Below are 14,140 nucleotides of genomic sequence, written 5' to 3'. Positions count from 1 at the left end.
CCCGTGCCCTCGCCGACGGCGACCGGATCCACGGAGTCATCAAGGGCACCGCCCTCAACCACGGTGGCAGGACCCACGGCTTCTCGGTGCCCAGCCCCGTCGCCCAGGGCGATGTGATCGCCCGGGCGCTCCACAGGGCCGGGGTCGACCCGGCCTCGATGAGCTACCTCGAAGCGCACGGCACCGGCACCTCACTGGGCGACCCGATCGAACTCGCCGGCCTGGTCAAGGCGTTCCGCCGTACCGGTGGCGCGTTGCCCCCGCAGAACTGCGCGATCGGCTCGGTCAAGTCCAACATCGGCCATTGCGAGAGCGCGGCAGGCATCGCCGGTGTCACCAAGGTGCTGCTCCAGATGCGCCACGGTGAGCTGGTTCCGAGCCTGCACTCCAGCACGCTCAACCCGCACATCGACTTCGACGGGACGCCGTTCCGGGTCCAGCAGCGGCTGGAACCGTGGCACGGGCCGCGCATCGCCGGAGTCTCCAGCTTCGGCGCGGGCGGCTCGAACGCCCATGTGATCATCGCCGAGTACCAGCCGGGGGCGGGTGAGCAGACGCCGGCGCACACAGCCGTGGCGTCCGGTCGCCGCACCGCCGTGCTCCCGCTCTCGGCGGCGACCGATGAGCAGCTGGTGGAGCAGGCCCGGCGGCTTCGGGCCCGCGTCGCCGAACTGACCGACGACGATCTGCCGTCCCTCGCGTGGACGCTGCAGACCGGCCGAGTCGCCCTTGACGAACGGCTGGCCTTCACGGCCGGCTCGCTGGAGTCCGTCGGGCGGCGGCTCGACGCGTTCCTCGCCGACCCCGCCGGACCCGGCGACTGGGCCCGTGGCAGCGTACGCCCCGGTCAGGACACCCGCACCGCCCTCGCACAGGGTGAAGCGGACCCGGAGACCGAGAACGACCCCGACCGGTTGCCGCACCGGTGGGTCAGGGGAGAGGCCGTCGTATGGGAGCGGCTGTACCCGGTGGGCGGAGCGCGGCCCCGGCGCATCGGCCTGCCCGGCTATCCCTTCGCCCGCGAGCGCCACTGGCTCGACATCGACTCGGACTCCGGCATCGACACCGACGTGGCTGTCGCCTCGCGGATCGGTGCGGTCGGGACGTCCGTGCCGTCCGAGGCGGTCCTGCACCCGTTGCTGCACCGCAACGACTCAACGGCCTTCGCGCTGGCCTTCCGTACCCGTTTCGACGGTTCGGAGCCCTTCCTGCGTGACCACCGGGTCGGTGACAGGTATGTGCTGCCGGCCGTGGCGCAACTGGAGATGGCCCGCGAGGCCGTCGCCCGGGCCTTCGAGCTGACCGAGCCCGGCCGCGTCCGGCTGCACGACATCGTGTGGCTGCGGCCCGTCGCCCTGGAGGGCGGCGAGCTGGTGCTGAACCTGCGGCTGCGGGTGCTGGAGGGCGACGAGACCGAGTACGAGCTGTATGTGACGGGCACCGGCGGCGACGATCGCGAGGAACTGGCCGGACGAGGCCGGGCGACCCTCCTCCAGGAGGTGCCCGGACGGTACGAGGTGTCCCTGGACACCTTGCGGGCGCGGTGCGCGGGGGAACGGCTCGACGGTGTCCGGGTGTACGCGGACTTCGCCGGCAAGGGCCTGCACTACGGCCCGGCCTACCGGAGCATCGAGTGTCTCGTGGCCGGCGACGACGACGCGAGCGACGGCGGCTCGCAGGTCTTCGCCGACCTGCGCACGCCGGACGGTGTCCGGACCGCGGCCGAGGGGCTGTGCCTGCACCCGAGCATCCTGGACGGGGCCCTGCAGGCGGGTATCGGTCTGGTCCGCGGCGGCGCCGCTGTGCCGGGCCCGGCGGCCGCCATGGTGCCGTTCGCCCTGGACAGCGTGCAGGTCCACGCCGCCACGCCCGAGCGGGCCCACGTGTGGCTCCGCTCCGGCACGCGGACCTACGACATCGACGTGTACGACGAGCACGGCCGTATCTGCGTGGAGCTGCGCGGCCTTGCCCTGCGGGAACTGCCCGCGCCCGTCGGCCCCGTGGCGGAGACCGCGTCCGCGCTTGGGACGACCGGGACCACGACCCCGACCTCGCCGGGCGCCAGGTCCGCATCCGAGTCCGGTTCAGGACCCGGTTCGGTTTCCGGGTCCGGGCACCTGATGCTGCTGCGGCCGGTGTGGGAGCCGGAGAAGGCTGCCGCAGTTCTCACGGCCGGCGACGACGTCGACGAGCGTCATGTCGTCCTCGTCACCTTCGTGGCCGCGGAGGCGCGCGCGCTGACGGCGGCGCTGCCCGCCTCGGTGCACCACGAAGTCGTCGAACTCACGGACGACGACCCGCTGGACAGCCAGTACCTGGTCGCGGCGCAGCGCGTGTTCGCCCGGGCACGCACTCTGCTGGAGCGCGGAGTGCGCGGTTCCGCGCTGCTCCAGGTCGTCCTCGTCGGAGTTCCCGGCGAGGACGAGCACGAGCGCCGGGCCGTGTTCGGCGGGCTGAGCGGTCTGCTCAAGACCGTGACGCTGGAGAACCCCAAGCTGCGCACCGGACTGATCGACTGCCTGGACACCGCCGTACCGGCCGTCGTCGCCGACCGGCTGCGCGCGGAGCCGGCCGGTGCCGGCAGCCCGGAGGTGCGCTACCGTGCCGGCCGGCGTCAGGTCAGGCGCCTGGAGGAAGTGGTTGCCGCGCCCCGCGCGGTGACGGAGTCCTCCTGGCGCACGGACGGCGTCTACCTGATCACCGGCGGCACCGGCGCCCTGGGCCTGATCACCGCCGAGGAGATCGCCGCCTCGACCGGGGGCGCGACCGTGGTCCTCACCAGCCGGTCCGCGCTCACCGAGCACCAGCGGCACGCCGTCGACGCCCTGCGGGCCGCGGGGCTGCGGATGGACCACCAGCGGATGGACGTCGCCGACCGCGGCGCCGTCGAGCGTCTGCTCCAGCACGTCGCGCGCACCCACGGGCCGCTGACCGGCATCGTGCACGGCGCCGGCGTCCTGCACGACGACTTCGTGATCAGGAAGACGCCTCAGGAGCTGGAGCGGGTCCTCGCGCCCAAGGTCGCGGGGCTGGTCCATCTCGACGAGCTGACCCGGGACCAACCGCTGGAGGTCTTCCTCTGCTTCTCCTCCATGACGGGCGCCCTCGGCAACCCGGGGCAGGCCGACTACGCGGCCGCCAACGCCTTCATGGACGCCTACACAGCCCATCGCAACCGCCTCGCGGACGCCGGGCTGCGGCATGGCAGGACTCTGTCCGTCAACTGGCCGCTCTGGGCGGACGGCGGAATGCGGGTGGACGAGGCGACCGAGGAGCAGCTGCGGCGTATGGATCTCCTGCCGCTGGACACCGCGAGCGGGCTCCACGCCCTGCGGACCGGTCTGTCGGAGCTGGGCACCGGTCTGCGGGAGGGCAGGCTCCTGGTCGTGGCCGGGCAGCGGGAGGCGCTGCTGCCGCGCCTGACCGGAGAGCGGGCGCAGGCCGGTACCCCGCAGTACCAGGTCCGGCGTGAACAGGCGCCGCACGACGAGGTTCCGCACGACAGGGACCGGCGTGAACAGGCGCCGCACGACAAGGTTCTGTACGACAGGACCGTGCGCCACCTCCGCCGCGAGCTGGCGGCCGCCCTCAAGCTCGGTCCCGACCGCCTGGACGCACACACGCCGCTGGAGCGCTACGGCATGGACTCCGTCGTGGCGATGAACCTGATCGCTCAGTTGGAGAAGACCTTCGGCGCACTGCCGAAGACGCTCTTCTTCGAGGTGCAGACGGTCCGCGCGCTGGCGGAGTACTTCCTTGCCCGGCACGAGGCCGGGCTGCGTGCGCTGTTCGGCGGGACCGGTACCGGCACCTCCACGGGCGCCGATACCGGTTCGCCTGCCGGCACCGACACAGGATCCGCGAGGCGGGAACCACCACCGCAGACGGCGCCTGCGGCCGCCCCGACGTCGGCTCCGTCACGGGTGAGGGGTGAACTGCGCTCCCGCTCCGGCCACCCCCGGAACGACCACGACGGCAGCGGCAGCACCGCATCCGGCGGCGACATCCGTCACGTCACCGCCACCGGCACCGCAGCCGGGGGTGCCGCCCGTGCCGGGGAGGGAACCTGCGGCGACGACATCGCAATCATCGGGATCAGCGGGCGCTATCCGGGCGCCCCGGACCCCGACGCCCTGTGGGCCCGGCTCCGCTCCGGTGACGACTGCGTCACCGAGGTCCCGGCCGACCGCTGGAACCACGAGGAGCTGTTCGACCCGGACCAGGACGCGCTCGGCAAGAGCTACTGCAAGTGGGGAGGGTTCCTCGACGGGATCGACCAGTTCGATCCGCTCCTCTTCGGCATCTCGCCGAGGGAGGCCGAGACGATGGACCCGCAGCAGCGGCTCTTCCTGGAGACGGTCTGGGAGCTCCTGGAGCGGAGCGGGGTCACCCAGGAGACCATCGAGCGGCGCCACGACCGGCGCGTCGGCGTCTACGTCGGCTCGATGTACCAGATGTACCGGGCGGATGCCGAAGACGTCGTACGCTCGGCGCTGACCTCGACCGCGTCGTACAACCTCATGGCCAACCGGGTCTCGTACTTCTTCGGCCTCGAAGGACCGAGCCTGGCTGTGGACAGCATGTGCGCCTCCTCGGCGACCGCGATCCACCTGGCCTGCGCCGATCTGCTGCGCGGCGACACCGAGCTGGCGATCGCCGGAGGCGTGAACCTGACGGTCCACCCGGACAAGTACGTCGCCCTGTCCCAAAGCCGGCTCCTGGGCAGCCACCCGGGCAGCCGCAGCTTCCGCGACGGGGACGGCTACCTGCCCGCCGAGGCCGTGGGTGCGGTGCTGCTCAAGCCGCTGGCAGCCGCGCGCAGGGACGGGGACACCGTCCACGCCGTCATCAAGGGCAGCGCCTCCCTGCACGGCGGCCGGGCCAACCGGTTCATGACGCCGAGCCACAGGACGCAGGTGAACGTGATGCGGCGGGCACTGGAGCGGGCGGGCAGCGACCCCGCCACGATCGGCTACGTGGAGGCGGCGGCCAACGGTTCGGCGCTCGGTGACGCCGTCGAGTTCAGCGCCCTGCGTGAGGTGTTCGGCTCCGTCACGGAGCCCGTCGCGCTCGGCTCGGTGAAGGCCAACCTCGGGCACCCCGAGGCGGCTTCCGGTATCGCCCAGCTCACCAAGGTCGTCATGCAGCTGCGCCATCGGGAACTGGTCCCGCAGGTGTCCATCGGCACGCCCAACCCTGAACTGCGGCTGGAAGACGGCCCTCTCCGACTGTGCGACGGCCTGAGCGACTGGCGGCCCCGCCAGGGGCAGGACGGCGCTCCCCGGCGCGCGCTCATCAACTCCGTCGGAGCGGGCGGCAGCCACGTCAGCATGGTCGTGGAGGAGGCCCCCGAGCCCGAAACCGCCGACGGCTTCCTCGCGCCGGACGCCGAGACCGGCCCGTACGCGACGCGACCGCAGTTGATCGTGCTCTCCGCGCACGATCCCGAGCGGCTGCGCGCTTCGGTGCGGATGCTGCACGACTTCGTCGGGAGCGACGACTCCGTCGACCTGGCGGACCTCGCCCACACCCTCCAAGTGGGGCGGGACGCGCGGGCGGAGCGGCTCGCGTTCGTCGTGGGATCCCACGCGGAACTGCGCCGGACACTGGCGGGCTTCCTGGAGTCCGGTCAGCCGTCCGCCCAGCTCCACCTCGGCAACGCCGAGGACGGCGCGGGGCCCCTGGGCGATCTGCTCTCGGGCAGCCACGGTGAGGCGTTCGTCGCCGGCCTCTTCGCCGACGGCGACCTGGACCGGCTCGCCGCGCTGTGGGTGCGGGGCGGCCGGGTCACCTGGAGCGACCTGTACGAGGGACGGCGCCGCCGCCCGGTGGCGCTGTCGACGACCGCGTTCCGCCGAAAGCGCTACTGGGTCGGGTACACCGGCAGGCCGAAGCCGTCACAGACACAGGCCACCCCGGACACGAGCCGACCGGGCGTCCCCCGGAGACGGCCCGGACCCCGGCCCGAGGCCGAGCCGGGAGCCGGAACGGTGTCGCGTCCCGGGGCCACCGCCTCGCCCGCCTCGGCATCCGCCGCCGCAAGCACCGGCCGGGCCCAGGATCCCGGCGGCCCCGGCCCGGCCCGGAACCCCGGTGAGGACATCGGCCGCTACCTCGCGGACTACTTCACCGAGGCGCTGGGGCTGGACGCCGGTGAACTCCCCATGGACAAGGACCTGCACGGCGTCGGCGTCGACTCGATCCTGTGGGCCCGTCTCCAGCGCGCGGTCCGGGCCGATCTCGGCCTGACCCTCACCACACGGGAGATCGTGGAGCTGGCCACGCTGGAGCGCATCACGGCGGTACTCACCGCCAAGCGCGCACCCGAGGCTGTCGCACCACCCACCCCCGAAACGACCGACGACGTACGGGAGGCCAGGGCCAAGGCCCTGGAAGCGTTCCGGCAGGGCGACGTCGGACTCGAAGACCTGAAAGCACTCATGAAGGAAGCACCGGGCGCGTGAACGAGGACCAGATTCTGGCGGGCTTCAAGGCGGGCATCTACTCCGCCGAGGACGTGCTCGCCTTCTACGAGCGGCTTCAGGACGCGTCCCGGACGGACGCCCCGGACAGGTACCCCCTGTCCGAAGGACAGAAGGGGCTGTGGCTCCTCCACAAGCTGCGCCCCGACTCGGACGTGTACAACGTCCCGGTCTGCTTCCGCACCTCCGCGCCGTTCGACGTCGCGGTGTTCCACGAGGCGTTCGAGCTGGTGGTCGGCCGCCACACCCCGCTGTCCAGCGTGGTCGTGGAGGACGAAGGAACCCCCTACCTGGTGCCGCGGACCTCCGGTGACATCCGCTTCCGCCACCAGCCGGTGCCTTCCGGCCTCCCCGAGGAAGTCCTGCTCACGCTCGTGCGCGAGCAGGCCAAGGCACCGTTCGACCTGGCCCGGGACTCGCTGGCGCGTGCCTTCGTCTACTCGACGGGCTCGGCCGACGCGCCCGACACCCTCGTCCTGCTCGTCTTCCACCACCTGGTGTTCGACGGCGCCTCCACCCCCGTCCTCCTGCGTGATCTCCTCCAGGCGTACGAAGCGCTGCTCGAGGGCCGCACCCCGGAGGACACCTCCGGACGGCAGGACAACTACAACGCGTTCGTCCGCTGGGAGGCCGACCTCCTCGCCGGGCCGGAAGGCGCACGCCACCGCGCCTTCTGGCAGGACACCCTGGCGGGCCCCCTTCCCGTGCTGCGCCTCGGCATCGAGCGGGCGCCCGCGCCGGGCACCGCCGCAGCCGGAGAGACCGCCCGGCTCGCGCTCACCCCGGAGCTCGCCGCCGAGGTGCGCGACCTGTGCGCCGCCCACGGCATCAAGCCCGCCGTCCTCTTCCTCGCCGTGTACGAACTGCTCCTGCACCGCTACAGCGGAGAACGCGACCTGATCGTCGGCGTCCCCTCCATGGGCAGGCCGGGCGCCGCCTACGACGACTCGGTCGGCTACTTCGTCAACATGGTGCCCGTCCGGCACGGGGTGCGTGGTGACGAGCCGTTCACCGACTTCGTGCGGGAGCTGACGCTGGTCATGGCCGACGGCCTCGACCACGCCGCCTACCCGTTCCCGCGCATGGTGCAGGACCTGAGCCTGCGGACCGACCCCGACAACTCACCGGTCTTCCAGGTCTCGTACGTCTTCCAGAACAAGCGCATGATGCACGTGACGGACGAGGTCCGCGGCCTCGGCCTCGCCCGGTCCCTCCGGTTCGTCGACCGGATCTCCCAGGAGGGCGAGTTCAAGCTCCACCTGGAGGTCTTCGAGAACGCGGCCGACGACTACACGCTGCACCTCAAGTACGACGCCCAGCGCTTCGACGCCGAGACCGTCGAGCGCTTCCTCGACCACTACCGGCGCCTGCTGCGGTCACTGGTGGCCGAACCCCGGCAGTTGCTCTCCGAGGCGTCGCACCTGTCCGACGAGGAACGTCATCAGCTGCTCGACGAGTGGAACGACACCCGTCGCCCCTACTCCGACGACCGCAGCCTGCCCGACCTCCTCGACGCCGCCGTGGCCCGCCACGGCCACCGCACCGCCCTCGAGCTGGGCGGACGGACGCTGACGTACGAGGAACTCGGCGCTCGGGTCGACGCCGTCGCCCGTGAGCTGCGGCACCGGGGCGTCACGGCGGACACCGTCGTCGGCGTCTGCATGGAACGCTCCTTCGAGATGGTGATCGGCCTGTGGGCGGTCATGAAAGCGGGCGGCGCCTACCTGCCCCTCGAACCCGGCTACCCGGCCGAGCGCCTCCAGTACATGATCGAGGACTCCGGCGCCCGCATTCTGCTGGCCCAGACCGGAACCGACACGTCCGTGCTGTCCGGCGCCGACCGGGTGATCCGGCTCGACGCCGGGGGCCGGCTGACCGGCGATGTCTCCGACGGCGCCGTGGCCCCTGCCACCACCACCGTCGACCCCGGCCACCTGGCGTACGTCATCTACACCTCCGGCTCCACCGGCCGTCCCAAGGGAGTGATGGTCGAGCACCGGGCGGCCGTCAACCGCATGGAGTGGATGCAGAACGAGTACGCCCTCGGTACCGACGACGTCGTGCTCCAGAAGACGCCGTTCAGCTTCGACGTCTCCGTGTGGGAGTTCGTCTGGCCTCTCATCACGGGCGCCCGCCTGGTCCTCGCCGAGCCCGCCGGCCACAAGGACCCCGACCACCTGATCTCCCTCATCCGCTCGGCCGGGGTCACGACCCTGCACTTCGTCCCGTCCATGCTGCGCCTGATGCTCGACCAGGACGGCTGGGCCCGGTGCACCTCCGTCCGCCAGGTCTTCTGCAGCGGCGAGGCCCTGCCCCCGGAGCTACCCGCACGGCACTACGCCGTGCACGGCGCACGGCTGCACAACCTCTACGGGCCGACCGAGGCGGCCATCGACGTCAGCCACTGGGCATGCCCGCCCTCCACGGAGCCGACCGGCACCGTGCCGATCGGCCGGCCGATCCAGAACATCCAGCTCCATGTGCTCGACGACTTCGGCCGGCTGCAGGCCGTCGGCTGCGTGGGCGAACTGCACATCGCCGGTGCCGGCCTGGCCCGCGGCTACCTGAACAACCCCGATTTGACGCGTGAGCGGTTCATCCCGAACCCGTACGCCGATGACCCCGACGCGCGCATGTACCGGACCGGCGACCTGGTCCGGCGGATGGCGGACGGCACCCTGGAGTACCTCGGCCGTATCGACAACCAGGTAAAGCTGCGGGGTTTCCGCATCGAGCTCGGTGAGATCGAGGAGCGCCTGGCGCGGCACCCGGTCGTCCGGGCCTGCGCCGTACTGGTCCGCGAGGACAGCCCCGGTGAACCGCGTCTGGTCGGCTACGTGGTCCTCGACCGGGAACACACCGGTGACTTCCACGAGGAGCTCAGCCGGCACCTCGGCCGCACGCTGCCCGAGCACATGGTCCCGAACGCCCTGGTCCGCCTGGGGGAGCTGCCCCTGACCGCGAACGGCAAGCTCGACCGCAGGGCGCTCCCGGCACCCGATTCGAGCGCGTACGGCGTCGTCGGCGAGCGCGTCGCCCCCGGCACCGACACCGAGCGGGCCCTGCTCGCGATCTGCTCCGACCTGCTCGGCTTCGACGAGCAACGCATCGGTGTGAACGACAACTTCTTCGCCCTGGGCGGCCACTCGCTGCTCATCCCCAAGCTGACCGCCCGACTGGCCGACAGCGGACTCGACTGCGACCTCCAGAGCGTGTTCGGCGCCTCGACCTTCGCCGAGCTGGCGGTCACGATCGACTCCGCCGCGACCGCGGCCCAGGACGACCCGACGACGGGCGAGGCGGCTGCCGAGCCGTTCACCGTCCCGCCGAACGGCATCCCCGCCGGCTGTACCCGGATCACGCCCGACATGCTCCCGCTCGTGTCACTGACCGAGGACGAACTGGCGACGGTCGTCGCCGCGGTGCCGGGCGGAGCCGCCAACCTCCAGGACATCTACCCGCTGGCGGCGCTCCAGGAGGGGATGCTGTTCCACCACCTCAAGGAGGGCGGCCGGGACCCCTACGTGCTCTCCGGTGTGTTCTCCTTCGAGAGCCGGGCGCACCTGGACGGTTTCGTACGGGCCCTGCGGCAGGTCGTCGCACGGCACGACGCGCTGCGCACGGCGATCCTGACCCAGGGGCTGCCGCAGCCCCTGCAGATCGTGGTCCGGCACGTCGACCTCGAAGCGGAGGAGTTCGAGGTGCTCCCCGGCTCCGACATCCAGGAAGAGATCCGTGAGCTGCTGGCGCGGCCGCAGACGATGCGACTGGACCGCGCACCCCTCATCCGGCTCCGCGCCGCCCGCCGCCCCGGCACCCCGGAGTGGTTCGTGGTGCTCAACCTCCACCACGTCATCGACGACGCCACCTCGCTGGGCTTCCTGTTCCAGGAACTGGTCGCGCACATGACGGGCAGGGAGAGCGACCTCGCGGAGCCGGTGCCGTACCGGAACTTCATCGCGCACGTCCGCCACCGTGCCCAGAGTCTCGATCCGGCGAGCTTCTTCCAGACCCAGCTCGGCGACGTGACGGAACCGACGGCGATGTTCGGCCTGCACGACGTGCACGGCGACGGCCGCCGTGTACTGGACCTGCGCCGCCCGTTGGACAGCCGTCTCGGGCAGCGGATCAGGGACTGCGCCAAGGAGCTGCGAGTCAGCCCGGCGACCCTGTTCCACGCCGGCTGGGCGCTGGTCGTGTCGGCGTGCAGCGGACGCGACGACGTGGTCTTCGGTACGGTGATGTCCGGGCGCCTGCAGGGTCCCCGCGGGATCGAGCGCATGCTCGGCAACTTCATCAACACGCTCCCGGTGCGCGTCGGCCTCGACGGCACGAGCGTGCGCGACCTGGTGCGCACCGTCGACCAGGAACTGCGGGAGCTGGTGCGCCACGAGCAGACCCCGCTGGCCGTCGCCCACGGCCACAGCGACGTGCCCCGCGAGACGCCCCTGTTCAACGCGATCCTGAACTACCGGCACCTGGAGTCCGGTGACCGCATCGACGACTCCGAGCTGGAGCGCGCGGGCGTCAGGTCACTGGCCGGCGTGATCGAGCGCAGCAACTACCCGGTCGCCCTCTCGGTCGACGACCTGGGCCATTCCTTTTCGCTCGACGCCCAGATCGACCAGGCGCAGGACGCCGAACTGGTCATCGACTACCTCGAAACCGCCATGGCGAACCTGATCGACGCGCTTGCCGGGGACGAGTCGGCCGAGGGCCCGGCCCTGGAGCTGCCCGTGCTGAGCGCCGGGCTGCGCAGACGTGTGCTGGTCGAGTGGAATTCTGTTCCGGGTGTTGTTTCCGGCACGGGTTCCGGCACGGTTTCTGGTTCTGGTGTGGTGGGGCGTTGTGTTCATGAGTGGTTCGAGGAGGTTGTGGCGCGGTCTCCTGGTGCGGTGGCGTTGGAGTGTGAGGGTCGTTTTGTTTCGTATGGGGAGTTGAACGAGCGGGCGAATCGTCTGGCGCGGTATTTGCGTGGGCTGGGTGTGGGGCCGGATGTTCTGGTGGCTCTGTGTCTGCCGCGCAGTGAGTTGATTGTGGTGTGTGTTCTGGCGGTTTTGAAGGCGGGTGGTGCGTATGTGCCGTTGGATCCGTCGTCGCCGGTGGAGCGTGTGCGGTATCAGTTGGAGGACAGTGCGCCGTGTGTGGTGCTGACGGACGGTCCTTTGCCTGAGGGGTTTGGTGTTTCGTCGGTTCCGGTGGTGGATGTGCGGGGGGATGCGGGTCTGTGGGCGGGGCTTGATTCTTCTGATGTTGTGGTGCCGGGTGTGTCGTCGTCGTCTTTGGCGTATGTGATTTATACGTCGGGTTCGACGGGGGTGCCGAAGGGTGTGATGGTTGAGCATCGGAATGTGGCGCGGTTGTTCACTGCGACGGATGAGTGGTTCCGTTTTGGTGAGCGGGATGTGTGGGCGTTGTTCCATTCGTTCGCGTTTGATTTTTCGGTGTGGGAGATGTGGGGCGCTCTGTTGCACGGTGGGCGTCTGGTGGTGGTTCCGCAGGCGGTGACGCGTAGTCCTGGTGAGTTCTATGAGTTGTTGTGTGCGTCGGGTGTGACGGTGCTGAATCAGACGCCGAGTGCGTTTCGGCAGTTGATCGCGGCGCAGGGTGAGGATGCGGCGGCGCATCGGTTGCGTGTGGTGGTGTTCGGTGGTGAGGCGCTGGATGTGGCGTCGTTGCGGCCGTGGATGGGTCGTTCGGTGAACCGTGGTACCGAGCTGGTGAACATGTACGGGATCACTGAGACGACGGTGCATGTGACGTACCGGTTGTTGGGTGAGGGGGATGTGGAGCGGTCGGTGAGTCCGATCGGCCGGCGTATTCCTGATCTGCGGACGTATGTTCTGGATCGTTTCGGTCAGCCGGCTCCGGTCGGTGCTGTGGGTGAGCTGTATGTGGGTGGTGCGGGTGTCGCGCGGGGTTATCTGAATCGTCCGGAGCTGAGTGCGGAGCGTTTCCTGGATGATCCGTTCTGTGGTGTCGCGGGTGCGCGGATGTACCGGACGGGTGATCTGGCGCGGTGGTCCCCGGACGGCACGCTGGAGTATCTGGGCCGTAACGACGAGCAGGTCAAGATCCGTGGATTCCGCATCGAGCTCGGGGAGATCGAGGCGAAACTCACCGAACACCCCGCCGTCCAGGAAGCCCGCGTCGTGGTACGCGAATACGACGACCAGGACCGCCGTCTGGTCGCTTATGTGGTGCCGTCGGCCGAGCGGGCCCCCGCTGTCCGCGAGCTGCTGCGCATGGGCCGCACCGAGCCCGAAGCGCTCGCGCAGACCTATGAACTGCCCAACGGCATGACGGTCTTCCAGCAGAACAAGAGCGAGACGGAATTCGTCTACGAGGAGATCTTCACCAACCTCGAATACCTGCGGAACGGGATCACCATCCGCAACGGTGACCGCATCTTCGACGTGGGTGCCAACATCGGCATGTTCACGCTCTTCGCCGGAAGCCGCTGCCCCGACGCGAAGATCTACGCCTTCGAACCGATCCCGCCCGTGTTCGATTCGCTGCGCCGCAACGTGGAACTCCACGGCCTCGACGCCAAGGTCTACGCGTGCGGTCTCGCCGCGGAGACCAAGGAGGAGACCTTCACCTTCTACCGGCACAACACCGTCATCTCCTCCAGTGTGACCACCGTCGAGCAGGCGCACGAGATGGTCCGCTCCTACCTCCGCAACCAGGAGGAACTGGCCACGGACGGAGCAGGCAGCACTGACGGTGAGGCAGCCGGCGACGAGCTCGTGGACGAACTGGTCGACGCGCGGCTCGACAGCGAGCAGTTCACCTGCAGCCTCAGGACCCTCTCGGAGATCATCGAAGAGGAGGAGGTCGACCGGATCGACCTCCTGAAGATCGATGTGGAGAACGCCGAGTACGAAGTGCTCAAGGGCATCCACTGGCGGGACTGGCCCAAGATCCGCCAGCTTGTGGTGGAACTCCACGACGTCAACGGACAGCTGGAGAAGGTCGTCACCCTCCTGAAGGCCCTCGGCTACGACGTCGTCTGCGAGCAGGACAACCGGCTGCTGCGCAACACCACGCTCTACAACGTCTACGCGCGCCGGGCCGACGAGGCACCGTACGTCGCCGGCGCCGACGAGCCGTCCACGGCCGGTACCCGCTGGTCCGGCTCCGCCGCGCTGCTCGGGGACGTCCAGAGCGCCCTGCGCGCGGCGCTGCCCGAGTACATGGTCCCCGCCGCCCACGTCCTGCTCGACGAACTGCCGCTCACCCAGAACGGCAAGCTGGACCACCGCACCCTGCCCGCTCCGGAGAGTCTTCGCGGGAACGCGGAGCGACTGGTCGCCCCGCGCACCGAGTCCGAGCGGACCGTCGCCGCCGTCTGGGCAGACCTCCTGCGCACGGACGTCGACGACCTCGGTGCCCACAGCAACTTCTTCCAGCTGGGAGGCAACTCGCTGCTGGTTACCCGGCTCGTCAACCGCCTGGCACAGACGACTGGCGCGGAACTGCCCATCCAGGCCGTCTTCGACGGTCCGACACTCGCGGAAATGGCCGCCGAGCTGGAACGGCGTGCCCCCATGGCGTCGGCCGAGGGCGCGCTCGACGTGGCCACGATCCTGGAGAGCATCGGCCTCATCGAGAGCATGAGCGAAGAAGAGCTGGACGCGTTGGAAGGCCAGATCTAA

At 70.3% G+C, this 14,140-nt stretch carries 2 protein-coding genes (1 of these 2 only partly in view); both read left to right on the top strand.

Features of this window, described 5'->3' with window-relative positions; genetic code table 11:
* Nucleotides 1–6,464: the final stretch of an SDR family NAD(P)-dependent oxidoreductase gene (locus ACWD0Y_RS13070; RefSeq protein ID WP_450260419.1), read on the top strand. Its footprint begins 9,214 nt before the window's first position; only the last 6,464 of its 15,678 coding nucleotides appear in the window; its start codon lies off the left edge, out of view; its stop codon occupies nucleotides 6,462–6,464.
* Nucleotides 6,461–14,140, top strand: coding sequence for an amino acid adenylation domain-containing protein (locus ACWD0Y_RS13065; RefSeq protein ID WP_450260418.1), 7,680 nt, complete (start codon nucleotides 6,461–6,463; stop codon nucleotides 14,138–14,140). The genes ACWD0Y_RS13070 and ACWD0Y_RS13065 overlap by 4 nt, the downstream gene beginning before the upstream one ends.

Source organism: Streptomyces altiplanensis (assembly GCF_053591575.1).
This window is presented reverse-complemented; position numbering and strand designations above follow the sequence as displayed.